Here is a 22,732-nt window from a genome sequence, read left to right as displayed (position 1 = left end):
CTATTTTTCGTCGGAACTGCAATACCTAAGGAAGGAAAGCGACAGCAATTTTCTTCAAGCAACCGCTGTCGATCTCATCGCCTAGTCGATCGGATGCCCGATCATCAGTCCGAGTTCGCGCACCACGCGGTCGGAGATCTGGCCGGTGACCGGCAGATTGCGGGAGCGTTCGAAGCGGGCGACCGCGGCCTGCGTGTCGGAGCCGGCGGTGCCGGTCGGCTTGAGCTGGCCGTAGCCGTATTGGGTCAGCGCGCGCTGTACGGAGGCAATCCGCCGCGACGACGGGGCAACCTCACTGCCGCCGCTCGGGATCGCCGCCGGCGGCCGCGGAGCGTTGACAGACGATGCGGCGCTGTGCGGCGCGGTGGCGCGCACCAGATTGCCGAGCGGATCTTCGGCCTCGGCGGCCCGGCCGCGCACCGGACGCGGATCCGGCCGGCGGGTGTCTGCGGTCTTGGCCTCGGCGGGACGCACCTCGACGGGTTTGACTGCTTCGACCGACTTCGGCTCAGCCTTGGTTTCGGCCGGCTTCAGCTCGGTCACGGTCGGCTCGAGCAGCTTCTGGTCGAGCGCCTTGGTATCGGCGCGTTGCTCGGCATCGACCGGGCGCGGCCGCGGCAGTGTAACGATCGAGACCGACGCCGAAGGCACCGCCTTGCCGAACATCGGCGACGGATGCTGGCCGGCCTGCATGAAGATCGCATTGGTGACGATCGCAACCACCGCGGCCGAGGCGAACATCGCCGCGACAAAATCCTTCGGGCTCGACATCATCAGCCGCATCGCAAATCCACGCTCCTCGCTCTCCGCAACGGCTGCCGCCGCACCGCGACGCCGCGGTGCATCGTCCTTTCGCGTCTTAGGCACTCTTCTTCACCTGGTAGTCTGGCGCCGGCGCGTCCGCCGGCATCGCCGGGTTCAACGTCGTGACGTTGCTCCCTGCCGGCAACGCCAACGGCAGCGACACCGTGACGGTGGTGCCGCAATCGATCTGGCTCTGCACCTCGATCTCGCCGCCGTGCATCCGCACCAGGCTCTTAACGATCGACAGCCCGAGGCCGGTGCCCTCGTGGCGGCGCTGATAGGTCTTGCCGGCCTGGAAGAACGGATCGCCGAGGCGCTTCAGATCCTCTTCGGCAATACCGACCCCTGTGTCGGTGACGCGCAGAACCAGCCGCGCGCCTTCGACCGCTGCCGAGACAGTGACCGTGCCGCCGCGCTCGGTGAACTTGATCGCATTCGACACCAGGTTGAGCAGGATCTGCTTGAACGCACGCGGATCGCCGACGACTTCCGGCAGGTTCTCGGGCGCGCGGGTGACGAGGTCGATGCCGCTGTCGCGCGCCTTCAGCGCCAGCAGATTGCAGCAGTTGAGCAGCGCCGGGCGCGGTGCGAACGGCTCCGGCACGATCTCGAACGAACCGGACTCCATCTTCGACATGTCGAGGATGCCGTTGACCACCGACAGCAGATGCTGACCGGAATCGTTGATGAGCTGCGCGTATTCCTTGCGCCGCTCCGGGCCGAGCATCAGCACGTCGTCCTGCAGGATCATATCGGAGAAACCGATGATCGCGTTCAGCGGCGTGCGCAGCTCGTGGCTCATGGTGGCGAGGAAGCGGCTCTTGGCGGCGTCGGCGCGATCGGCTTCGGCACGCGCTTGGTCGAGCGCCTGCTCGTGAATCTTGCGCTCGGTGATGTCGCGCATCACCGCAACGACTTCGGTCTCGCCCGCATTGGAGGCAGCGGTGGTAGTAAGGTTCGACTCGAGCGGCCGGCAGCGCATCTCGACCCAGACGAATTCAGCGGCCGACGGCCGGCCGCGCTCGTCGCGCGCCACATCGCGGCGGATGCGAAATTCGACGCTGCCGGTTTCGCGGCCGCGCGCCGCATCCGACATCGCCTTCAAGTAAGCCGGACGATCGGCGACGTGGACTCGATCGAACAGGCCGTGCTCGGCGAGCCGGGCCACCGGCGTTCCGAGCAGGTTCTCGGCTGCCGAGGAAATGAAGCGCACCGCACCGTTGCGATTGTGGCGCGAGATCACATCGCTCATGTTGCGGGCGAGCAGCCGGTAGCGCTCCTCCTCGACATTGAGCAGCGCGCCATTGGTCCGCGCCAGCCACACCGCACCGTAAGCGAGGCCGGAGGCGTACAGCGCCGCCGAGGAGATACCGAATGCTGCGAGCGTCGCGCTGGACGCGGCACCGGCGGTCGGCGTCGGCAGAACACCGAACAGGCCGAGCCCGATCAGCAGCGCCGCGCCGCCGAGCGCGAGCGATGCCGCGAAAGTAACGGCGCGCCGCGAGGCCGACAGCGCTGCTTCGATCGGGATCACCACCAGCCACACAGCTGCGAAAGATTGAATGCCACCCGTCAGCGCGGCAACGCCGACCACGAGCGCAGTCAGCGCCAGCGACGACAGGAAGTGTGCCTGTTCGTAGCGCCCGGTGCGCGACAGGAACCAAGCCACCAGAATAGGCGCGATCAGCCACGAGAATGCAGCCGCTTCCAGCGCCGTCGGAGCGCCACGCAAAACCAAATACAATGGAAATGCCGCGAAAGCGGCGAGACTTCCGAGCAGACGGGGCGCAAGGAACGCACGATGCCGCGCAGTCGTCAGCGCGTCATAGCGCGCCGACGGATGCAGCAATGCATCGAGACATTCACCGATGATCCTGGATACTGCCACGCTTCTCGCGCTCGCTGGTCGCCTCGTAACGGGAGGCGTTGTGGCGCCTCGCGTGTGGTTGGCCGAACCTGTCAGAGCGACATTAAACGAACACTAAGGCGACCGCATACGACGGCGTTCGGCCGCTTCTCCGCGCGTCGGCGCACCGCATTCAACCCGAATGGTGAACGCATGGTTTCAGCGACCGCCGCGATATGGTTTCGAATTGGTGGACGCGAACAGCGCGCGCCGCGAGAAAGCGTGCAACGTCAATCGAATATTTACGCCGAATCGGCTCGGCGGTTTTTTCAGCCGATTTCACTCGAATTGTAAGTAACCGATCCACTCGGAATTCATCGGCCTTCGCTACGACGGAGCTCGATTGCGAGACCAATCGCAACGGGGATTTGGACGACGGGGTCGCGAGATGTTCTTTCTGCTTCGCTTGGCATTTTGGATCGGAGTGGTCCTGGTGTTTCTGCCGCGCGAGTCGACACCGGATTCGGAGAAGCTGCCGCAGATCGGCGCCTCGGAGGCGGTCTCTGCAGCAAGCGCCGCGGTGTCGGACTTCAGTCAGTTCTGCAAGCGCCAGCCGGCGGCTTGCGAAGTCGGCGAACAGGCCGCGACGGTGATCGGTCATCGCGCGCAGGAAGGCGCGCGCAAGCTGTATCAGATCATCACCGAGAAGCGCGGCGAGCCGACCGGTGCGATCGGCGCCGCCGATGCGCCCGATCCGTCGCTCGCGCCGCGCGACACGCTGACGGCTGAAGACCTCAAGATCGAGTGGAAGCTGCCCGGCGCCGAAACCGCATCGACCGATACGGTCGCGAAGCCCACTGCCACCAATTAGAGCACCCCACGACCATCGGAGCAGGCGATTCTCGCTTTCGACCGCCTGCGAACCCATATATCTGTCGGGACAGGTTCCATCGCGAGCGAACCGCTACCGACAGATACGGGTCACGATGACGATTGACGAGATCAGGGACAATTTCGCGCTGCTCGACGAGTGGGATGACCGCTATCGGTACGTGATCGAACTCGGCCGCACGCTCGAGCCGATGCCCGAGGAAGAACACTCCGCTGCGAACAAAGTGCAGGGCTGCGCCAGCCAGGTGTGGCTGTCGCGCAAGCTGACGCGCAACGCCAACGGCGACCCGATCCTGAGCTATCTCGGCGACAGCGATGCGCACATCGTCCGCGGCCTGATCGCGATCCTGCTGACGCTGGTGTCGGGCCGTACGCCGAAGGAGATCCTGTCGGCCGAGCCGATCGCGGTGTTCGACGAACTCGGGTTCCGCGAGCACCTCACCCCGCAGCGCTCCAACGGCTTGCGCTCGATGATCGAGCGGATCAAGGCCGACGCCCGCGACACCCTCGCCGCGTCGACCTGATCGCGATCGGCTCCGGCTGCTCCGCCGCTTTACGGCACCACGAACGCCGCATCGTCCGCCAGCCAGCTCCGCAGGCGCGGCCTAGCTTGGTCGGCCCGCGGCGCAAGGCCGTAGTGCCGGGCGAGCCGATCGAGTGCGAGCTGCAGTACCACCTTGGCGGAGCGCAACGGCCAGCCGCGCTCGCGCTCGACATCCTCCAGCCCGCGCAGGAAGCAGCAGACGTCGAGCAGGAGACCGGAGAACTCCGGCCCGCAGGCTTCCAGCGCGAGTTGCACGCGCTGCCGCGCCGCCACCACCAGATCGGTCATCTCCCCCGCCCCACCGCCGCCTGCGCGTCCCGTGGGCGCCCCCCAGTTCGATGTGATGCGAGGTGTCAGGTTGCCGCGTGTGAAGTCGGCGCGGAGCCGCTCGCCGGCAACGAACTGCTCGGCGCTGATCAGCGCCCGCCCATCGCGGCCCTTGCGGCGGGCCAACCACGCCAGCGGACTTTCACTGGCGTCGATGGTAACGCGCGCCAGCCCCTCGGCCGTCATGATGTTGCGCTCGGAGAGATCCAGGTGACTGGCACGAAAGCCGTCGACTTCGGCCCTGCCCTGATCGCGTGCTGCAGCGGACTTCCGTCCGCGACGTTTGGCTTGCATTTCGGTTCGACCTTTCCCAGATCTTCGATCTAGGAAAATATTCACATATCGGAATCGAAACCGCAAGAGCCCCGAGTGTCAGGATCGGATTTTTTTCCTCAACCCGCAACCCGCGCGGCCTTCATACGTCCCCGCGCGCCAGGGCAAGGCGAGCCACCGCCTCCAGCTCGGCACGGCTGGCGCCGTCGCGGGCCAGGATCGACATGCCGGCCTGGACGGCCTGATAAAACCGGGCAACGGCATGAATGTCGGTCGATGGGGGGAGTTCGCTCACCGCAATGGCCTCGCTCAGGCGCGCCTCCAGGCGCTGCAGCGTGACCGCACGGGCGCTGCGCACCAATTCCCCCAGCTCGGCGTGTCCTTCGCTACCGACGGCCGACAACGTCACCATGCAGCCGAGCGGATGATCATCAGGCGCCCCGGTCAGGGCGGAGGCGGAGTCGAGCAGAAAAGCTTCCAGTGCCTCGCGCGCGGTGGTAGCCGTGCGGAACCGGCCCCAGACCAGCTGCTCGTAATTGGCCTCGTAATGCCGCACCGCTTCGCCGTAGAGCGCTTCCTTCGAGCCGAACGCCGCGTAGAGACTCGGGGCGCCGATTCCCATCGCCTCGGTCAGATCGGCGATCGAAGTCGCCTCATAGCCCTTGATCCAAAACAGCCGGGTCGCCTGCGCCAGCGCGCGCGCCCGATCGAATGCCCGCGGCCTTCCACGCGGCCGCGCGGCGCGATGGTCCAAGGTAGGATCTGATTTCTGCATCATTCGCTATATAAATCGCTTGCCCACCGTCGGCAATTCGCCTACGAATTATATATCGATTACTACAAAAAAGAGGATCACATGGTTGAGCTGACGGGCAAGCGGGCATTGGTGACCGGAGCCTCGCGCGGCATTGGCGCAGCAATCGCGATGGACCTGGCGGCCAAGGGCGCGGACGTCGCGATCACCTATGAACGATCGGCCGATCGAGCCGCCGAGGTGGTGCGGGCGATCGAGGCAAAGGGCCGACGCGGCATCGCGATTCAGGCCGACAGCGCCCATCCAGTAGCCTTGAAGTCCGCAGTGGACGAGGCTGCGGCCAAGCTCGGCGGCCTCGACATCCTGGTCAACAATGCCGGTATCGGCCGCGTCGGCCCGATCACCGAACTCAGTCTCGCCGATATCGACGCGCTGCTGAACATCAACGTGCGCGCAGTGGTGCTCGCCTCGCAGGCCGCGATCCCTCACCTCGGACAGGGCGGACGGATCATTTCGATTGGTTCGACGCTTGCCGAGCGAGTGCCGTTCGCAGGTTCGACCGTTTACGCGATGACCAAGTCGGCGCTGCACGCCTTCACGCGCGGCCTCTCACGCGAGCTGGGGCCGCAGGGCGTCACCGTCAATCTGGTGCAGCCTGGATCGATCGACACCGACATGAACCCGGCGAGTGGCGAGCAGGCCGACCAGCTCCGCGCCCTGACCGCGCTCGGGCGCTACGGCAAACCCGAGGAGATCGCCGCCGTGGTCGCGTTCCTGGCCAGTCCGGCCGCCGGCCTCATCACAGGCGCGATGATCACTGCAGACGCCGGCTTCTCGGCCTGATCCCGGATTATTTCCGCCGGCGACGCTGCTGGCCGAGCCCCATCTTCTTAGCCAGTTGCGAACGCTCCACCGCGTAGTTCGGCGCGACCATCGGGTAGTCCGCGGGAAGTCCCCACTTTTCGCGGTACTGCTCCGGCGTCATCTTGTACTGCGTACGCAAATGACGCTTCAGCGACTTGAAGCGTTTGCCGTCTTCCAGACAGATCAGATATTCCGGCGTCACCGACTTCTTTACCGGAACGGCAGGCTTGGCCGGCTCCTGCGGCGCCACCTCGGGGCGGCCGGCCGACAGCCGCTGTAGCGCGGCGTGAACCTGGCCGATCAGCGCCGGGATCTCGCTGGCCTGGGTCGCATTGTTGCTGACATAAGCCGAGACGATCGATGCGGTCAGCTCGATGTAGCTCTTGCCTGGGGTGTCACTCATCGGCCGTCCTTCGTCGTCGGTTCGAAACGCGCCGCGCGGCAGGCCGCGGGCGCGTTCGTCAAATTGTCCGGGATACTCGGTGGTATTTTGCAGATCGCCGCTGTGCGACGAATCTAACCTTGCCAATACCGAAGTCTATTTAGGGTGGTGCAGTCCAGCAAGGTAGACCAACAGACGAACCCGCGCCTCAGCTGCGCTGTTCGAGATGCTCGCGCAGTTCGTCGATCGACTCGAACCGCATCATGCCTTCCGGCATCTGCGCCTCGATCGAGCCGTCGGAATACAGCGAATACGCCATGCCATCGACCACGCCGGATTTCAGCACGGTGACCTGCTGCATCTCCTCGCTGCGCGGTGCCGGCGTCGGCTCCAGCAGGCCGGACCGCTCCGGCGCAGCCGGCGTCTCGTCGCCCCCGGCTGCGGACCGCTTGCGCGGCCAAGCGTCCTCGAAGTCGCGTCCTGCTCCTCCCCCCAGCAGATCGCCGGCCGGCGCCTCGCTGCCGGCCAGGGCCGCGCGCTCCCGCTCGCGGCGGGACGAGGCGAACAACAGATTGCGCCGCTTCGGCGGCGTCTGCTCGTCCTCAGGCTCGGACGACAACGTGTCGCGCGGCGCAGACACCGGCGGTGGGGGCGGCTTGATCTCGAGCGGCGCTGCCGCGCGCTGGCGCAGCCGGTCGCGCGCTGCAGCTTCGTCCTGCCAGGGCATCACACCTGCGGGCTCGGCGGCGGGCGAGAGCGGCTGAGGCGGCGCGGACGGCTCCGACCGGTCGCCGGGGAACAGGGCATCACTGTCGGCGCCCGCAGCAGTCGGCTGGGGAAACGCGGTCCGCCCCGGAGCCCTCGTGACGTCCGTCTCAATGTCCTCGGTGCCGAGGCCGGAGCCGATCGACCGCAGCTCACGGATCACCGCCGACAGGCCGAGCAGCAGCGCACCGGTGCAGAAGCCGATCACGCCGGACAGGATCAACGTGTTGCCGAAACTGAATTCCTTGACCGGGACGCCGACGATGATCGACGCCGCTCCGGCCAGCAGGAAGACGATGCCGGCGACCAGAAGCAATATCATGCTGTACTCCACACCGGGGCGGAGCGCCTCGGTAGCCCTCGTTACGATAGCGTCATCCGTCCCAGATCGGCAATCACCTCAGGCCTTTGCGAACAACTTGTTGGCGCCGCGGTTGCGGAGCCCGCCGCCTTCCCGGCGGGATTGGGGCACCGCCCCGCCACATGCCTGCTGCGCTCAGGTCGCCGCTTGCTGCAAGGCATTCGCAGCACTAGGCTTCCGCCAAGTCAACGCGCCGGGCAACGGCGCTCACACGAAGAGGAAACGCATGTCCCCAGCCGAAGCCGCACGCCTGAGAGAAGTCCCCTCCGACATGACCGAGGCCGAATGGGAGCAGCGGGTCAATCTCGCTGCCTGCTATCGCCTGGTCGCGCTGTACGGCTGGGACGATCTGGTCGACACCCACATTTCGGCCCGGGTGCCCGGCCCCGAGCATCACTTCCTGATCAATCCCTACGGGCTGATGTTCGACGAGATCACCGCCTCGAGCCTGGTGAAGGTCGATCTCGACGGCAACCAGCTCACCGAGAGCCCGTACAAGATCAACCCGGCCGGATTCACCATCCATTCGGCGATCCATGAGGTCCGTGAGGACGCCGGCTGCGTCATCCATCTACACACGCCGGACGGTACCGCGGTGGCGAGCTGCATGGACGGCCTGCTGCCGATCAACCAGACCGCGCATTTCGTCACCGGCGACCTCGCCTATCACGACTATGAAGGCGTCGCGCTCGATCATGACGAGCGGCCGCGGCTGCAGCGCGATCTCGGCGACAAGAACCACATGCTGCTCCGCAATCACGGGACGCTGACGGTCGGCCGCACCGTCGCGTCGGCTTTCGAACGGATGTATCATCTCGAGCGCGCCTGCACGATGCAGGTCCGCACCAAGATGCTCGGCCCGACGGCGTACGCGCTCGAGCAGATGGTGATCGACAAGAACCACGACCTGATCGCCAATCGCGACGCGATGGAGCTGCGCTCCACCAAGCTGGTGTGGCCGCCGCTGCTGCGCAAACTCGACCGCATCGATCCGAGCTATCGGAGCTGAAGCCGTCATTGCGAGCGCAGCGAAGCAATGCAGACACTAGCACACCAAGTGGATTGCTTCGTCGGCTTCGCTCATCGCAATGACGCTGTGATCGGCGGAGGTTGAAATCGGCCTCCGTCATGCTATCTTCTTCGCATCACCCTCTACGCTATTGGAATTCAAACGCCGCCCAATTCCGGGCGGCGTTTTTGCGTGGGCACACAGCCGTCGGCCCCGACATCGATTTGTGACGTAATTATTATGCCGCACTTTTCATCACCACTATCGCGTTCATGAAGGCCGCGACGCGCGCGCAAGTAATCGCTCCACGAAAGATATCTCTGCTTCCGACAATTCCACCTCGTAGATTTACCGAATGTTGGTCTCTGAGGTCCATGGGTGCGCCGCCGCCAACTAATCGGTGGCGACTCGCGAACAAATAACCTTCGCAAAACCGTCACCAACCTCGGTCTCCCGATGCGTCAGTTGTACTCCGCTTCGAAACATGCCCTGCGATCTTCCTTCAACCGCATCAAGATCGGCCTCCGCTTGAAAATCGCAATGCTGGGTTTGATCGGCGTTGCCCTGGTCGGCTCCGCCTGCCTGCTCGGGCTGCGAGAGGCAGCCGATGCCGACCGAAGATCGGAAGCCAGCGTCGCACTGCGCTTCGATGTCGTGCAGCTATCGGCCGACTATCTGCAGGCGGGATTGATCGCCAACGAATTCCTGCGCACGTCGAACGACAAGCTGATCGCAAAGCACGAGGCCGTCGCGACCGCAGCTAAGCGCCGGCTTCAGGACATCGAGCTGCGCCTCGGCCAACCGGAAAGCGACAAGGCGGCGAAGCAATCGACCGCACTGCTGACCGGCTTAAATCTGTATCTCACACGTTTCCAGAACCTGCTGTCAGCCAAACGCGTGATCGGCCTCACCGAGCACGACGGATTGCAGGGCAAACTGCGCGACGCGACCAGGCGGCTCGAAGCAAAGCTGGCCGAGATCGAAGATCCCCGCCTGTCGGTGCTGATGCTGACGATGCGGCGCCTGGAGAAGGATTTCATCCTGAAGGGCCGCGAGAAGGATGGCGACGATCTGATCGAACGCGCCTCCGATTTCGCCGGCGCGTTGGCCAAGAGCGATCTTGCCGCCGACCAGGAGAAGGAGCTGACGGCTCTCATCGGCGGCTACAAGTCGAGCTTCCTTGCCTTCATGGTCAGCCAACAGAGTCTGAACGAAGAGATTGAAGACTTCGGTTCGGTGTTTGCCCGCAACCGGCCGACGCTGGACGCGCTGATAACGAGTGCCGAGGCGCGCTATCGGGCCTCGCAGGCAAGCGCGGCTCAGGTCCGAAATCTGCTCAACTGGATCATCGGCGGCGTCACCTTGGGCGTGGCAGCACTCGCTCTCCTGGTCGGACAACGCATCGCCGGCTCGGTGACGCGGACCACCGCGGCAATGCAGCGGCTCGCCGCTGGGGATTTCGAGACGGTACTGCCCGGGCTGGAGCGGCCGACGAGATTGGCGAGATGGCGCGCGCTGTCGAAGCCTTTAAGGCAGCGTCGCAGCGCGCGGCGCGCGAAGAGGCCGAAGCCAAGATCGCGCAGCAGCAGATCGAGGCCGAGCACCGCAGGGCCGACATGCACAAGCTGGCCGACGGCTTCGAGGTCGCGATCGGCAAGGTGATTGAAACGGTGTTTCTGGCGTCGAGCTCGCTTGAGTCGTCGGCGGGCTCGCTGACCCACACCGCCGAGACGTCGCGCCAGCTCACGATCGCCACCGCTTCGGTCTCGTCCGAGGTGAGCGCCTGTGTGGGCACGGTTGCGGCGTCGGCCGAGCAACTACTCGCTTCGGTCGACGACATCGGCCGGCGGATCGAGGAGTCGACAACGATGACGGCCGCAGCCGTGCAGCAGACCCGGCAGACCAGCGAGCACGTGCTGCAGCTCGCACGCGCTGGCGATCGCATCGGCGACATCGTCGGGATGATCCAGACCATCGCCCGGCAGACCAACCTGCTCGCCCTGAACGCCACCATCGAAGCCGCACGGGCCGGCGACGCGGGGCGCGGTTTCGCCGTGGTCGCCTTCGAAGTCAAAGCCCTTGCCGAGCAGACCGCCAAAGCGACGCACGACATTCAGAGGCAGGTCGCGGATATCCAGCAGGCGACCCGTTCGTCGGCAAGCTCGATCGACGAGATCGTCGGCCTGATCGAACGCGTCTCCGAAACAATTGCGACAATTTCGGCCGCGATCGAGAAGCAGGGCCTCGAGACGCGGACCATGTCGGACCACGTGGCGAAGGCCGCGAGCGAGACGGTCCATGTCGGGACCAGCATCGAGCGGGTGCAGCGCGGCGCCGAACATGTCGAAAGCGCCTCGCGCGACGTGTTCGCTGCGGCGCAGTCGCTGGCGAACGACAGCAACGTGCTGCGGCGGGAAGTCGCCAATTTCCTCGGCTCGGTGCGTTCGGCCTGAGCGCGGTTGCCCTGAGCGGACGGCGCGGCGTGGCAGGCTCATTGACGCAATCCGGCCCGGCGGCCGTAACCGATCAGCGCGCAGTACACCAGCGCAGCCGCCAGCGTGGTATGGCCGCTGAATTTGACCAGACCGAAGCCCCAGCCGGATACGGCAACCAGCACGGCAAGCGCGATCGCCAGCAAGCAAGCGCCGATCGCGCGCAGGACGAGCACGACGGGCCGCCGCAGCGAGCGACGCAGGATCTCGTGCTGCGGGCGGCGCATAGCGAATGCGAGCGCAGTGAAGCCCACCAGACAAAGGGCTTGAGCGAGCGCGTGGCTCATGTTGCCGCCTCGCTCGACATCGTTGGGAGCGCGTGGCGTGTCGCCGAGCCGCGCGGCGGGCGAACCCGCGCGCCGTGACGCGCGGTGCGGATCGCCAGCACGGCATGCAGCAGCGCCAGCGTCCAGCACATCAGATCCGTGCCGACGAACACCCAATCCCCGACAGCGAAGCTGTGCCACAGCGGACGCAGCGTCGTCATCGCGTTGAGCACCGGGATCAACGCCAACAACGCAGCGGCCGTCCATAGCTGCTCGACCCAGGCCGCTCGCGCCGGCCGCAACAGTGCGTGGAGCAAGGTCAGCCCCCAGACGATGAAGAACACATGGATTTCCCAGAACGCCCGCTCCGCCATCGCGGTCGGCAACAGACGGTTGGCCCACAGGAACGCCGTCATGGCGATCGACAGCCCGGCGATGCTGGCAATGTTGAGCCGCTCGACCAGACGGAATCCGAAATACGGCCGCTCTGGATCAGGCAGCTTCTGCCGTCGCTTCACTGTCCACATCACCAGACCGGTACCGACCATCGCGGTGCCCATGAAGCTGACGATGAAGTAAAGCCATCGGGTTTCGAGGTCGCTGAACCGCCCGATGTGCAGCGCGTAGAGCACGCCGCGGGTTTCGGCCGCAGCACCGACATGATCATGCACGGTGAGCAATTTTCCGGTGACGCCGTCGAACTCCAGGTAGTCCGGACTCATTGATACGCGTCCGGCATCGCCGCGGGTCACCGCGATACGGGCAGCCGCGTTGCCCGGATTGGCCGCGTTGACGCGCCCGACATCGGGCGTACCCCACCGAACCTGAGCCTGCCGCACCATGGTTTCGATCGACCCGAGCGGCGCCGCTTCGGCGGCGGGCTTGCCGGGCTGAATGAAAGCACTGAGCTCCGCCATCAGTTGCTGGCGCTCGGCGGGCGTCTTGATGGCGGCGCGCTCCCCCCACGGCACATACAGCGCCATCAGTGTCACCAGCCCGGTGTAGGTGATCATCACGTGGAACGGCAGTCCGAACACCGACAATGCGTTGTGCGCGTCGAGCCACGAACGCTGGCCCTTGCTCCAGCGGAAGGTGAAGAAGTCGGTGAAGATCTTCTTGTGGGTGATCACGCCGGCGACGATCGCGATCAGCATGAACATCGCCGCCAGACCGGCAAGCAGCCGCCCCCAGAACGGCGACATGTAGTAGAACTGGAAATGGAAGCGGTAGAAGAAATCGCCGCCGAGTGTTCCCCGAGCCTCGACCTGACGGCCGGTCACCGCGTCGAAGTGCCCTTCTCCGAAGCCGCGCGGATCCTGCGCGATCGGAAGCCGCCAGAACGCATAGACGCTGTTGCTGCGCCCCTCGGGGAGCTTGATGCTCCACTGCGTCGCGTTGGGCGCGATCCGGCCGATCTCATCGGCGACGCGCTCCGCCACCACGGCCGGGTCCAGCGCCTGCGTCACGCGCGGCAACTCGGGCCGCATCCACTGCGACAGCTCCTCCTTGAAGAACGACACCGTGCCGGTGAGGAACATCGCATACAGCACCCAGCCGAGCAGCAGCCCGGTCCAGGTGTGGAGGTCCGACATGCTCTGCCGGATGCCGCGGCTCGCGGATTGTCGATCGTGCTTGGTCACGCGATGCGCCCCATCAGGAAGCAAACCATGCCAGCGGCGCCAACACCGCGGCGACGACGGCCAAGCCGATCCATGCTCTCAGCGCACTCCGCGCCGCGAACACCCAGATCACCACGGCCGCACACACAGCGAAGCTGGCCAGTTGACCGGTGAGCACCGCCTGGGCTTTGCTGATCGGCAGCGCCAGCACCGCAACGCTGAGCAGCGCCGCGATTCCGTAGCCGCCGGCCGCCGCCGCCGCGATGCGCGCGATCAGCGGGCCGATCGTCTGTGCGCGGTGCGCCCGCGTGATCATTTGCTCGGTGCGGCTGGCGTCGCCCGCGGAGCGGGCGGAAGCGGCGGCAGGCCGTCGGCCTTCTCGTAAGTGACGGTGGTGGCGTAGCTCACCGCATCATAGGGCTCCGCCCCCTTGGGGCCGCTGCGCTCGCCAGCGGTCTTGTCGTTGAGGCTGACTTCGGCGACGTAGACGCCCTTCCACGGCATGTCGAAGCTGACCAGCCCCTGCGCGTCGGTGTGCGCTTCCTTGGCCCAGCCCGACTGCGTCGTCAGCGTGACCTTGGTCTTCGGCTTCGGCTGATCCTTGAACACCAGCTTGAACTGGCCGGGCTGCCCGGTCGGCACCAGGTCGAGCACCAGCTTCGGCTGCTGCTCGGCAAAACCGGTGATCAGCCGCGCCGCCGGATAGAACCAATTCCGCACGTCCTTATCCTGCTGCTTCCAGGTGTACAGCGGATAGCTCGCGTCCTCGGCCACGAGGCTGTCACCGGCCGCCGCGGTGAACGGCAGCTTGAACCCGCTCGCGGTCTTGCTCGCCTCCGCCTTCTGCTCACCCTTGGCCGACAGCAGCGTGCCGGTCACCTTGCCGAATTTGTCGAGCAGCCCGGGTGAGGCTTCGCGCAGGTTTTCGCCGAACTCGCCGAACCGCACCAAAGCCTGGCCATCCGCCTGCTCGATCCAGATCTGATGCGCCTGCGCTGGCACGACGGCGCCGAGCAGCGCAACGATCGAGAGAGAGAGCTTGTTCATGTCGTGCTCCTTGTTGGTTTGAAGATCGCGTGGCGGACGATCGACCTCCGACACGTGGATGCCCGGCACGAAGGCCGGGCATGAAGTTCGTTGCGGGCGCTGCGCGCGTTCGATCAGAAATCGAACGCCGCGGACAACAGATAGGTGCGCGGCGCGCCCACGGTGACGTAGGTGCCGGTGGTGAGCCAGTAGGTCTCGCCGGTGACGTTCTCGATGTTGGCGCGGAACGTGACCGGCTTGCCGGTGAGTGCCGTCGTGGTGTAGCGCGCGCCGATGTCGAGACGAGTCCAGCCCGGGAAGCTCAGCGTGTTCGCCGTCGTGAGATAGGCGCTTCCGGTGTGGATCACTCGACCGTTAAGCGCGAGTCCGCGGACCCACGGCGTATCCCAGTCGAGCCCGGCAGAGAACGCCTTGTCAGGCACGCCTGCCGCGGCATTGCCACGCTGCGTCGGGTCGGTCGGATTGGTGAGTTCGGGATTGATGAACGTCGCACTCGCCATGCCGCGCAGCCCGGGCAGGATCAGGCCATAGAGGTTCAGCTCCAGGCCCCTGTTGCGCTGCTCGCCGTCGTAGGCCTGCGCATTGGCCGCCGTGGTGATCAGGCTGGGACGGGCGATCTGGAACACCGCTGCGGTGGTAGTGATGGTGCCCCAGTCGACCTTGACGCCGGCCTCCTGTTGCTTCGACTTGTACGGCGCCAGGATCGTGCCAGCGTTCGAGAAGTTGCCGCCGACGATGGTGCCGCGCGTGAGACCCTCGGCGTAGTTGGCATACAGCGACACGTTCGTCCACGGCTTGACGACGATACCGGCGAGCGGTGTCGTAGCGCTGGCGTCGTAAGTCGACGTCAACGCGCCGATGTTGGTGCCGGTTGTGGCGTAGCTCTCCTGCTTCACCATCTGATGACGACCGCCGAGCGTCAGCAGCACCGACTCGTTCAGGAACGACATGGTGTCGACCACCGCGACGCTGGTCAGCGTGCTATCGGAGGCGTGCCGCGGCGAGTATCGGTCGAGTGTCACCGCCGGAAGCGGTGCCGGGTTGTAGATATTGGACGCGGTCGTGCCGCCCTGGATGTAGGCGTTGCCCGCCTCCTGGAAGAATCCGGTATAGGCGACGTTGAGCTTGTGGCCGATGAACCCGGTGTCGAACCGCGACCGGAAGCCGACATTGCCGCTCACGGTCTTGCTGTAGGAATCGTAATAGGTGTTCTGAACCTGGAAATTGCCCAGCGCATCGACCGCCGTCGCCGAGCGCGGGAAGGTCTGGTAGTTCGAGCCATCACGATAGCCAACGCCCGCATAGGCGGTCAGCCAGTTGGTCAGGTCGTATTCCAAAGCGGTCGCGGCCGTGTTGTCCTTCTGGCGCAGCCTCGTGTCGGGATACCAATTGCTGCGTGCATCAGGCGGAGCCGGAATCGCAGTGGCGGTCGGCAGCAGGCTGATCTGCGGGCGGAAGTTGTCGGTGTTGTCGTTTTGCGAGAACAGATCGAGCGTCCAGCGAAGCCGATCGCCGCGATAGTCGATCGCCACCGCACCCAGACCCGACTGGAAATTTCCGTCTCTGATCGAGGCTTCACCGTTACGACCAACGCCGTTGAAACGAACGCCCCACTCTTTGTTGGCGCCGAACCGCTGGCTGGTTTCGAGATGCAGTCCGTAATTCGCCGCGCTCATGAAGAACGGCGTTAGTCGCGAGAACGGCTCGTCAGTAGCACGCTTGGTGACGATGTTGATGCCGCCGCCGACGGCTCCGCTGGGCGCGATGCCGTTGATCAGCGCGCCTGGACCCTTGAGCAACTCGATCCGCTCGATGATCTGGGCCGGAACGCGCTGCGACGACGACAACCCGTACAGACCGTTAAGGCCGACGTCGGTGGCATTCACGGGGAAGCCGCGAATGATGAATGTGTCGTCGAAACCGTTGCTGCTGGTCGTGGTGCGCACCGACGAGTCGTTGATCAGCGTGTCGGCGGCGGTGCGCGCCTGCTGGTCTTCGATCAGCTGCGAGGTGAAGTTGACGGTTGAGAACGGCGTGTTCATCACGCTGGTCGCGCCGAGCAGGCCGAGCGTGCCGCCCTGCGCCACCTGGCCGCCCGCATAGGCCGGCGCCGGCGCGCCGATGGTGCGGGTCGAACCCATCGTGGTCGGCGGCGCGGCTGGAGGCGGCGGCGGTTCGGCAGCTCGGCGCGGCGCCACCCGCGCGGCGCGCTGCGGCGTAGCGCGCGGCTGCGCGGTGCGCGTGGCAGACCGAGCGCGTTGCTGCGGCGCATCGACCGAGACCGGCGGCAGCACGCGCCGCTCGGCTTCCTGCGCCCGCACTGGCGACGCACTCAGGCTCGCCACAGTGGCCGTGACGACGCCCGCCGCGACGCCCAAGTAAAGACGATTCTTGTTGTTCTTGAAGTTGCTCACTTAACGCCCCAATTCCAATAATTGGGGCCGGGGTAGGAGACGCAGACGGGAGAGGCAACGAGGTACGGTTTAGAATCGATATACGTCGATCAGAGCACCGCACTAACAACTTAGAACGACTCTATTGTTCCTGCTGTGACCTATTTGCGCGGCCTGCGCGTCATCGCCGACGTGGCCGAGAAGCAATCGCTTGCCAGGCAACGCCTATGACCACGTTGCGCCACCGCAGGCGACCGCGCACTTCAATCTAGAACGATTCCGAGCTTGCGCGGCTTCGTCGAAGATCAGCGCGAAGCTCGCGCAATGCGAGGTGACGATCTGACGCGGAGGTGTTTCAACGCGGTGCGTCGGCCAGCGCACCGAGAATCCGCACCCACGAGCGGATGCCCTTCTGGAAGCTGGTGAGGTTGTACTTCTCGTTCGGCGAATGGATGTTGTCGTCGTCGAGACCGAAGCCGATCAGCACGCTATCGAGGCCGAGCGTGCGCTTGAAATCGGCGACGATCGGAATCGATGCGCCCGAGCCGATCAGCACGGCCTCCTTGCCCCACTCCTCGGTCAGTGCGCGGCTCGCCGCGGTGAGCGGCTTCATGTCCCACGGCAGCGCGATCGCTGCCCCGTTGGAGTGATCGAGGAATTCGGCGCGGCAATCGCCCGGCAGCCGGGCGGTGACATAAGCGCGGAACGCATCGCGGATCTTGTTCGGGTCCTGCCCTTCGACGATGCGGAACGACACCTTGGCCGAGGCCTCTGCCGCGATCACCGTTTTCGATCCCTCGCCGGTGTAACCGCCGACGATGCCGTTGATATCGCAGGTCGGCCGCGAGATCAGCTGCTCGATCAATAGACGATCGTCCTCACCGGCGGGGATCGACAACCCGATCGGGCCGAGAAAACTCTCGGCGGTCAGGTTCAGCCCCTTCCACTGCGCCAAAATCTCCGGCGGCAGATCTTTCACGCCGTCGTAAAAGCCCGGAATGGTGATGCGGCCGTGCTCGTCGTGCAGGCCGCCGAGAATCCGCGTCAGCACCCGGATCGGATTCTGCGCGCCGCCGCCGTACACGCCGGAATGCAGATCGCGGTTCGCCGCCTTGATCTTCACCTCTTCATAGACGAGGCCGCGCAGCGAGGTGGTGATCGCCGGCGTCGCCGGGTCCCACATCCCGGTGTCGCAGACCAGCGCGAAATCGGCAGCGAGATCCTTCTTGTGCGCGTCGAGGAACGGCACGAAGTTCTTCGAACCGACTTCTTCTTCGCCCTCGATCACGATGGTCAGATCGATCGGCAGTTCGCCGGTCGCGTCCTTCCAAGCACGGCAGGCTTCGATGAAGGTCGAGAGCTGGCCTTTGTCGTCCTGCGCGCCGCGCGCCACGATGATCTTGCGGCCGTCGGCGTGGTCCGCGATCACCGGCTCGAACGGCGGCCGGTGCCACAGCTCCAAGGGATCGACCGGCTGCACGTCATAGTGGCCATAGAACAGCGCGTGCGGCCGGTTGCCGGTGTTGCTCTTGGCCTTCGCCACGATCGCCGGATGACCGGCGGTCGGCCTCACCTCGGCATCAAATCCGATCGACGCGATGTCGGCGCAAAGATGCTCAGCCGCCGCCTTGCAGTCCGCTGCGAACGCCGGATCGGCCGAGATCGACTTGATCCGCAACAGTGCGAACAGCCGCTGCAACGCGGAGTCGAAATCGGCATCGGCGCGGGCAAGCACCGTTTGAACGTGAGAGCTGGCGGACATGCTGTGTTCCTTCTTATGACTCGAGATGCTTCGCGGTGGTCGAGTCCGTGGAGTCGCCCCGTCATTGCGAGGAGCGCCCGGATCTGCGCTGCGCGCCGTCCGGGCACAGGCTCCGCGACGAAGCGATCCAGTACACGGAGTGGATTGCTTCGCTCGCAATGACGCTAAAAATCCTTCATTTCACGACTGACTCTCGACAGGCGAAGAGCGTGTACAGCCTCATGGCGAGGAGGCGCATAGCGCCGTCTCGAACCATGCGTTAGAGGACGACGCGTATCAATACGCGTCGTCGCCGCGCATGGCCGCCTTACCGTCGCAGCATTCCGCCCAGCGTGCCACGCACGATCGAGCGACCGACCGAGCTGCCGAGCGATCCGCCGACCTTCTTGCCGAGCTCGGCGGCGACGCCGCCGACCACCGTGGTGGCGACGGTGCGGGCGACATTGCGGGCGACGAGTTGACCGGTGGTGAGCTTGCCGCGCGGCGTGTTGGTGCCGAACACGGTCGAGAACAGCCCGCCGAGCTGACCGAGAATGCCGCCCTCGCCCGGTGCAGGGCCTTCACTCGCCGACTTGCCGTCGATCCGGGCGCGCAGCTTCTCGTAGGCGGATTCGGAATCCACCGCGGTGTCGTATTTGCCCCTCACCGGGCTCGCGGCGATGATCGCCTTGCGCTCCTCCGGCGTGATCGGCCCGATCCGCGCCGACGGCGGCCGCACCAGCACGCGCTCGACCATCGCCGGCGTGCCGTTGCCTTCGAGGAACGACACCAGCGCCTCGCCCTTGCCGAGCTCGGTGATCGCCTTAGCGGTATCGAGCTTCGGGTTCGGCCGAAACGTGTCGGCCGCAGCCGCCACTGCCTTCTGGTCGCGCGGCGTGAACGCGCGCAACGCGTGCTGCAAGCGATTGCCAAGCTGCGCCAGCACCCGGTCGGGCACGTCGATCGGGTTCTGGGTGATGAAGTACACGCCCACGCCCTTGGAGCGGATCAGCCGCACCACCTGTTCAATTTTGTCCATCAACGGCTTCGGCGCGTCGTTGAACAGCAGGTGCGCCTCGTCGAAGAAGAACACCAGCTTCGGCTTGTCGGGATCGCCGACTTCCGGCAGCTCCTCGAACAGTTCCGACAGCATCCACAGCAGGAAGGTCGCGTACAGCCGCGGATTGGTCATCAGCTTGTCGGCGACCAGAATATTGACGAGGCCGCGGCCCTGGCTGTCGGTGCGGATGAAGTCTTTGAGCTGCAGCGCAGGCTCGCCGAAGAACTTCTCGCCGCCCTGATTTTCCAGGACCAGAAGCTGACGTTGGATGGTGCCGACGGTCTGCTTGGTGACGTTGCCGAGCGACTGCGCAGCCTGGCGAATGTCGGCGTTGACATCGCCGTTGTCCGCGACCTTCTGGGCGATCGGCGCGATCGCATCCAGCATCGCACGCAGATCCTTCATGTCCATCAGCGGCAGGCCCATGTCGTCGGCGACACGGAATGCGACGTTGAGCACGCCTTCCTGCACGTCGTTGAGATCGAGCATCCGCGACAGCAGCAGCGGCCCCATCTCGGAAACGGTGGCGCGCACCGGATGGCCCTGCTCGCCGAACACGTCCCAGAACACGGTGGTGAACTGATCGGGCTGGAAATTCAACCCGATCTCCTGGGCGCGCTTGAGGATGAAGTCCTTGGCCTCGCCGACCTCGGCGATACCGGATAGATCGCCTTTGATGTCGGCTGCAAATACCGGTACGCCGGCGCGCGCAAAGCCTTCCGCCATCACCTGCAGCGACACTGTTTTGCCTGTACCGGTGGCGCCGGTGACCAGGCCGTGACGATTGGCGAGCGCCAACGTCAACCACGCCGGCTGTTCGCCTTTACCGATAAAAATCTTGTCTTCGGTATCACCGCTCGCGATGCCGCTCGCCGCCATTTCTTCGTTTCCTCGCACAGAACATTCCAACCGGCGATCGATCGCCCGGCGCAACACTCATCCTGCCAATCACAATGGAACCATTCAACGACGATCGCGGCGAGACGTTGGCGCGATATTCACCCTACCGCGCGCAAACGACGCTTGATGCGTGGCTTCGCGCTGCCCCAGCAGCATATCTCGCGTCGTCGCCTTTGCAATGTTGCAACACTTGCGGAGCGAAATGCCGCCGAGTCGCTGACTCGATGACCAGGGTCGCTTGTGTTTCGTTGCAGAGCAGATCAGGATGATTTTAGAACATGGACCGGTGATAAGAGCCGGCGTGGCGGGGGCGTTATGGACGAGTTGATTGAAAGACTGGCCGATAAGGCCGGTCTGGACAAATCTGTTGCCGGCAAGACCATCGGCATCATTCTCGCCTTTCTCCGCAATGAAGGACCGCCGGAGCCGGTCCAGGCTTTGATCGATAGCATTCCGGGCGCCGAAGCTGCGATCGAAGCGGCAGGCTCTTCGCGTGGCGGGCTGAGCCGACTGATCGGCGGCGGCGTGATGGCGATGGGGACGAAGCTGCTCGGCCTCGGCCTCGGCATGTCCCAGATCCAGACGATAGCCCGCGAACTGTTCAAAGCCGGCCGCGACAGAATTGGGGCGGAGAAGATGGGCGCCATCATCGAAGGCACGCCCGGCCTCCGCCAGTTCACCTAAACCTAGTATCGAGTGCCATGACATATCCAATCGCTCAGCTCGATGGCATCACTGAGGTTGCCGCGAGCAAATTGAAATCGGTAGGAATTCGCACCACCGAAGCGCTGCTCGAAGCCGCACGGACCGTGAAGGGCCGCAAGGCGCTCGCCGCGAAGACCGGCCTCACCGAACAGCAATTGCTGCAATGGGCCAACCTTGCCGACTGCATGCGGGTTCCCGGGCTCGGCAAGGCGAAGGCCGATCTGCTGCGCGCCGCCGGCGTCTCGACGCTGCGCGAATTCACCCACCGCAATCCGGCGCGGCTGGCGCAGAACATGAAAGAGGCCAATCTCAAGCGCAAACTGGTGCGCGCCCTGCCCTCCGAGAAAGAAGTCGGGCAACTGATCGAACAGGCACGCAAGCTGCCATTGAAAATTACCTACTAAGGTCCGGCCCGCCGGCGCAGCCCGCCGCTTGACAGGCTTTCGCGGACCGCGCAAAGCGCTGGCGCATGATCGCCTCCCCATCGCTGCCCGCATCGCCCGCCGCTCCGGCCACGCCGTCACAGCTGCGCGATCTGCTGGTGCGTCCCGCCGCGGCGGTGATGGGCATTCTCAACGTCACACCGGATTCTTTCTCCGACGGCGGCGATTATCTCGCCCCCGAGCAGGCCTGCGCCCATGCGGCCGAGATGATCGCCGATGGCGCCGAGATCATCGACATCGGTGCGGAGTCCACCCGCCCCTACGGCTCCCAGCCGGTGACCGCGGCTGAAGAGCTGCGGCGGCTGCAGCCCGTGCTGGAAGCGGTGGTCGCGCTCGGCACGCCGGTGTCGATCGACACCATGAAGGCCGACGTCGCCGCCTGGGCACTCGACCATGGTGCCGCGATCGCCAACGACGTGTGGGGATTGCAGCGCGATCCGGAGATGGCGGGCGTGATTGCAGCGCGCCGCGCCCCGGTGATCGTGATGCACAATCGCGACGCGGCCGATCCAGCCATCGACATCGTCGCCGACATCAACGCGTTCTTCGAACGCTCGCTGACGATCGCCACCAAGGCCGGGATCGCCGAGGAGCTGATCGTGCTCGATCCCGGCATCGGCTTCGGCAAGACGCCGCAGCAGAGCATGATCACCCTGGCGCGGCTGCGCGAGTTCTCGAGCTTCGGCCGCCCGCTGCTCATCGGCGCCTCGCGCAAACGTTTTATTAGTACGATCGTGCCGAGCGAACCGAAGCAGCGGCTCGGCGGTTCGCTCGCCGCGCATCTGATCGCCGTCGAGAACGGCGCCAAGATCATCCGCGCGCACGACGTCGCCGCGACCTCGCAGGCACTGAAAGTCGCCCACGCCATCAGGGACAGCCGATGAACGACACCATCTTCATTTCCGGCTTGGTGCTGCACGCCCGCCACGGCGTGATGGAGCACGAGACCGAAGTCGGCCAGCGCTTCGTGATCGACCTCGAGCTTACCGCCGATCTGTCGGAGTCCTCGCGCACCGACCGGCTGTCCGACACGGTGTCGTATTCGAACGTGGTGGCGTGTACCACCGCGGCGTTCAAGGATGCCAACTACCGGTTGCTCGAGCGCGCCGCAGGCGCGGTGGCCGATGCGATCCTTGCGAGCTTCGACAAGATCACCGCGGTGAAGGTGACGGTGCATAAGCCGCACGCGCCGATCCCGGCGATCTTCGAGGACGTCGGCGTGATCATCACCCGCAGGCGGAGCTGA

23 protein-coding genes are annotated in these 22,732 nt (G+C 65.2%); 10 read left to right on the top strand and 13 right to left on the bottom strand.

The genetic code is table 11. From position 1 onward, the window contains the following. Positions 1–81: 81 nt before the first annotated feature. Entirely contained in the window at positions 82–867 is a 786-nt protein-coding gene (locus HZF03_RS09175; RefSeq protein WP_165858122.1) for a peptidoglycan-binding domain-containing protein, read from the bottom strand. After that, complete coding sequence (locus HZF03_RS09170) at positions 860–2,692, bottom strand: ATP-binding protein (protein ID WP_119018415.1); 1,833 nt, start codon at positions 2,690–2,692, stop codon at positions 860–862. The genes HZF03_RS09175 and HZF03_RS09170 overlap by 8 nt, the downstream gene beginning before the upstream one ends. Before the next feature lie 406 nt (positions 2,693–3,098). Here HZF03_RS09170 and HZF03_RS09165 point away from each other — a divergent pair, with 406 nt between their 5' ends. Beyond that, the gene (locus tag HZF03_RS09165) at positions 3,099–3,521 is read left to right on the top strand and encodes a DUF5330 domain-containing protein (RefSeq protein WP_011157363.1); all 423 of its coding nucleotides are present in this window, start codon (positions 3,099–3,101) and stop codon (positions 3,519–3,521) included. A gap of 115 nt (positions 3,522–3,636) precedes the next feature. After that, on the top strand, positions 3,637–4,065 hold the full coding sequence (locus HZF03_RS09160; RefSeq protein WP_012495395.1) for a SufE family protein: 429 nt from the start codon (positions 3,637–3,639) through the stop codon (positions 4,063–4,065). Between the two features lie 29 nt (positions 4,066–4,094). Here the strand turns inward: HZF03_RS09160 and HZF03_RS09155 are convergent, their stop codons facing one another. Then, the gene (locus HZF03_RS09155; RefSeq protein ID WP_119018414.1) at positions 4,095–4,706 is read right to left on the bottom strand and encodes a DUF6456 domain-containing protein; all 612 of its coding nucleotides are present in this window, start codon (positions 4,704–4,706) and stop codon (positions 4,095–4,097) included. A 121-nt stretch (positions 4,707–4,827) separates the two neighbouring features. Next, entirely contained in the window at positions 4,828–5,463 is a 636-nt protein-coding gene (locus HZF03_RS09150; protein WP_119018413.1) for a TetR/AcrR family transcriptional regulator, read from the bottom strand. Positions 5,464–5,541: 78 nt separating this feature from the next. Here HZF03_RS09150 and HZF03_RS09145 point away from each other — a divergent pair, with 78 nt between their 5' ends. Next, positions 5,542–6,282, top strand: a complete 741-nt coding sequence (locus tag HZF03_RS09145; protein WP_119018412.1) for a 3-oxoacyl-ACP reductase family protein — start codon at positions 5,542–5,544, stop codon at positions 6,280–6,282. 7 nt (positions 6,283–6,289) lie between these two features. Here the strand turns inward: HZF03_RS09145 and HZF03_RS09140 are convergent, their stop codons facing one another. Both HZF03_RS09140 and HZF03_RS09135 read right to left on the bottom strand, forming a co-directional pair. After that, entirely contained in the window at positions 6,290–6,706 is a 417-nt protein-coding gene (locus HZF03_RS09140; protein WP_011157358.1) for a Ros/MucR family transcriptional regulator, read from the bottom strand. 187 nt (positions 6,707–6,893) lie between these two features. Then, the gene (locus HZF03_RS09135; RefSeq protein ID WP_119018444.1) at positions 6,894–7,772 is read right to left on the bottom strand and encodes a DUF2892 domain-containing protein; all 879 of its coding nucleotides are present in this window, start codon (positions 7,770–7,772) and stop codon (positions 6,894–6,896) included. A 265-nt stretch (positions 7,773–8,037) separates the two neighbouring features. Here HZF03_RS09135 and HZF03_RS09130 point away from each other — a divergent pair, with 265 nt between their 5' ends. The 3 genes from HZF03_RS09130 to HZF03_RS24445 all read left to right on the top strand — a co-directional run bounded on the left by HZF03_RS09130 (position 8,038) and on the right by HZF03_RS24445 (position 11,273). After that, on the top strand, positions 8,038–8,820 hold the full coding sequence (locus HZF03_RS09130) for a class II aldolase/adducin family protein (protein WP_119018411.1): 783 nt from the start codon (positions 8,038–8,040) through the stop codon (positions 8,818–8,820). A 540-nt stretch (positions 8,821–9,360) separates the two neighbouring features. Beyond that, positions 9,361–10,482 (top strand): hypothetical protein, encoded by a 1,122-nt coding sequence (locus tag HZF03_RS24450; protein WP_234832230.1) that lies wholly within the window; start codon positions 9,361–9,363, stop codon positions 10,480–10,482. Then, positions 10,437–11,273 carry a methyl-accepting chemotaxis protein gene (locus HZF03_RS24445; RefSeq protein WP_234832229.1) on the top strand — a complete coding sequence of 279 codons (837 nt, stop codon included), beginning with the start codon at positions 10,437–10,439 and terminating at the stop codon, positions 11,271–11,273. The genes HZF03_RS24450 and HZF03_RS24445 overlap by 46 nt, the downstream gene beginning before the upstream one ends. 38 nt (positions 11,274–11,311) lie before the next feature. On the opposite strand, the gene HZF03_RS09120 is transcribed toward HZF03_RS24445, so the two are convergent. The 7 genes from HZF03_RS09120 to HZF03_RS09090 all read right to left on the bottom strand — a co-directional run bounded on the left by HZF03_RS09120 (position 11,312) and on the right by HZF03_RS09090 (position 20,317). After that, on the bottom strand, positions 11,312–11,599 hold the full coding sequence (locus HZF03_RS09120) for a DUF3325 domain-containing protein (protein ID WP_119018410.1): 288 nt from the start codon (positions 11,597–11,599) through the stop codon (positions 11,312–11,314). Next, positions 11,596–13,170 carry a PepSY-associated TM helix domain-containing protein gene (locus HZF03_RS09115; protein WP_119018443.1) on the bottom strand — a complete coding sequence of 525 codons (1,575 nt, stop codon included), beginning with the start codon at positions 13,168–13,170 and terminating at the stop codon, positions 11,596–11,598. The genes HZF03_RS09120 and HZF03_RS09115 overlap by 4 nt, the downstream gene beginning before the upstream one ends. A gap of 61 nt (positions 13,171–13,231) precedes the next feature. After that, positions 13,232–13,513, bottom strand: coding sequence for a DUF3649 domain-containing protein (locus HZF03_RS09110; protein WP_119018409.1), 282 nt, complete (start codon positions 13,511–13,513; stop codon positions 13,232–13,234). After that, positions 13,510–14,244 carry a cobalt ABC transporter substrate-binding protein gene (locus HZF03_RS09105; protein WP_119018442.1) on the bottom strand — a complete coding sequence of 245 codons (735 nt, stop codon included), beginning with the start codon at positions 14,242–14,244 and terminating at the stop codon, positions 13,510–13,512. Before HZF03_RS09105 ends, HZF03_RS09110 begins: the two co-directional genes overlap by 4 nt. Before the next feature lie 113 nt (positions 14,245–14,357). Further along, positions 14,358–16,658, bottom strand: a complete 2,301-nt coding sequence (locus HZF03_RS09100; protein ID WP_119018408.1) for a TonB-dependent receptor — start codon at positions 16,656–16,658, stop codon at positions 14,358–14,360. Between the two features lie 334 nt (positions 16,659–16,992). Continuing rightward, positions 16,993–18,399: a M20/M25/M40 family metallo-hydrolase gene (locus tag HZF03_RS09095; protein ID WP_119018407.1), complete on the bottom strand. Its 1,407-nt coding sequence runs from the start codon at positions 18,397–18,399 to the stop codon at positions 16,993–16,995. 307 nt (positions 18,400–18,706) lie between these two features. Continuing rightward, positions 18,707–20,317 (bottom strand): helicase HerA-like domain-containing protein, encoded by a 1,611-nt coding sequence (locus tag HZF03_RS09090; RefSeq protein ID WP_119018405.1) that lies wholly within the window; start codon positions 20,315–20,317, stop codon positions 18,707–18,709. A 336-nt stretch (positions 20,318–20,653) separates the two neighbouring features. Here HZF03_RS09090 and HZF03_RS09085 point away from each other — a divergent pair, with 336 nt between their 5' ends. The 4 genes from HZF03_RS09085 to folB all read left to right on the top strand — a co-directional run bounded on the left by HZF03_RS09085 (position 20,654) and on the right by folB (position 22,732). Beyond that, complete coding sequence (locus HZF03_RS09085) at positions 20,654–21,022, top strand: hypothetical protein (RefSeq protein ID WP_011157348.1); 369 nt, start codon at positions 20,654–20,656, stop codon at positions 21,020–21,022. A gap of 17 nt (positions 21,023–21,039) precedes the next feature. After that, on the top strand, positions 21,040–21,447 hold the full coding sequence (locus HZF03_RS09080; RefSeq protein WP_012495381.1) for a DUF4332 domain-containing protein: 408 nt from the start codon (positions 21,040–21,042) through the stop codon (positions 21,445–21,447). Between the two features lie 65 nt (positions 21,448–21,512). Continuing rightward, positions 21,513–22,370, top strand: coding sequence for a dihydropteroate synthase (gene folP, locus HZF03_RS09075; RefSeq protein WP_119018404.1), 858 nt, complete (start codon positions 21,513–21,515; stop codon positions 22,368–22,370). Further along, a complete protein-coding gene (folB, locus tag HZF03_RS09070) occupies positions 22,367–22,732 on the top strand; it encodes a dihydroneopterin aldolase (protein WP_119018403.1) in 366 nt (121 codons plus the stop codon). The genes folP and folB overlap by 4 nt, the downstream gene beginning before the upstream one ends.

The organism is Rhodopseudomonas palustris (genome assembly GCF_013415845.1).
Lineage (GTDB): Bacteria > Pseudomonadota > Alphaproteobacteria > Rhizobiales > Xanthobacteraceae > Rhodopseudomonas > Rhodopseudomonas palustris_F.
This window is presented reverse-complemented; position numbering and strand designations above follow the sequence as displayed.

What these genes read in the sequence shown, in the direction of transcription:
- HZF03_RS09105 (WP_119018442.1), bottom strand. Translation starts at nt 14,244, where the DNA reads ATGAACAAGCTCTCTCTCTCGATCGTTGCGCTGCTCGGCGCCGTCGTG.
- folB (WP_119018403.1), top strand. Translation starts at nt 22,367, where the DNA reads ATGAACGACACCATCTTCATTTCCGGCTTGGTGCTGCACGCCCGCCAC.
- HZF03_RS09155 (WP_119018414.1), bottom strand. Translation starts at nt 4,706, where the DNA reads ATGCAAGCCAAACGTCGCGGACGGAAGTCCGCTGCAGCACGCGATCAG.
- HZF03_RS09095 (WP_119018407.1), bottom strand. Translation starts at nt 18,399, where the DNA reads ATGTCCGCCAGCTCTCACGTTCAAACGGTGCTTGCCCGCGCCGATGCC.
- HZF03_RS09130 (WP_119018411.1), top strand. Translation starts at nt 8,038, where the DNA reads ATGTCCCCAGCCGAAGCCGCACGCCTGAGAGAAGTCCCCTCCGACATG.
- HZF03_RS09120 (WP_119018410.1), bottom strand. Translation starts at nt 11,599, where the DNA reads ATGAGCCACGCGCTCGCTCAAGCCCTTTGTCTGGTGGGCTTCACTGCG.
- HZF03_RS09085 (WP_011157348.1), top strand. Translation starts at nt 20,654, where the DNA reads ATGGACGAGTTGATTGAAAGACTGGCCGATAAGGCCGGTCTGGACAAA.
- HZF03_RS09160 (WP_012495395.1), top strand. Translation starts at nt 3,637, where the DNA reads ATGACGATTGACGAGATCAGGGACAATTTCGCGCTGCTCGACGAGTGG.
- HZF03_RS24450 (WP_234832230.1), top strand. Translation starts at nt 9,361, where the DNA reads ATGCTGGGTTTGATCGGCGTTGCCCTGGTCGGCTCCGCCTGCCTGCTC.
- HZF03_RS09110 (WP_119018409.1), bottom strand. Translation starts at nt 13,513, where the DNA reads ATGATCACGCGGGCGCACCGCGCACAGACGATCGGCCCGCTGATCGCG.
- HZF03_RS09145 (WP_119018412.1), top strand. Translation starts at nt 5,542, where the DNA reads ATGGTTGAGCTGACGGGCAAGCGGGCATTGGTGACCGGAGCCTCGCGC.
- HZF03_RS09150 (WP_119018413.1), bottom strand. Translation starts at nt 5,463, where the DNA reads ATGATGCAGAAATCAGATCCTACCTTGGACCATCGCGCCGCGCGGCCG.
- HZF03_RS09080 (WP_012495381.1), top strand. Translation starts at nt 21,040, where the DNA reads ATGACATATCCAATCGCTCAGCTCGATGGCATCACTGAGGTTGCCGCG.
- HZF03_RS09090 (WP_119018405.1), bottom strand. Translation starts at nt 20,317, where the DNA reads ATGGCGGCGAGCGGCATCGCGAGCGGTGATACCGAAGACAAGATTTTT.
- HZF03_RS09165 (WP_011157363.1), top strand. Translation starts at nt 3,099, where the DNA reads ATGTTCTTTCTGCTTCGCTTGGCATTTTGGATCGGAGTGGTCCTGGTG.
- HZF03_RS24445 (WP_234832229.1), top strand. Translation starts at nt 10,437, where the DNA reads ATGCACAAGCTGGCCGACGGCTTCGAGGTCGCGATCGGCAAGGTGATT.
- folP (WP_119018404.1), top strand. Translation starts at nt 21,513, where the DNA reads ATGATCGCCTCCCCATCGCTGCCCGCATCGCCCGCCGCTCCGGCCACG.
- HZF03_RS09140 (WP_011157358.1), bottom strand. Translation starts at nt 6,706, where the DNA reads ATGAGTGACACCCCAGGCAAGAGCTACATCGAGCTGACCGCATCGATC.
- HZF03_RS09115 (WP_119018443.1), bottom strand. Translation starts at nt 13,170, where the DNA reads ATGTCGGACCTCCACACCTGGACCGGGCTGCTGCTCGGCTGGGTGCTG.
- HZF03_RS09135 (WP_119018444.1), bottom strand. Translation starts at nt 7,772, where the DNA reads ATGATATTGCTTCTGGTCGCCGGCATCGTCTTCCTGCTGGCCGGAGCG.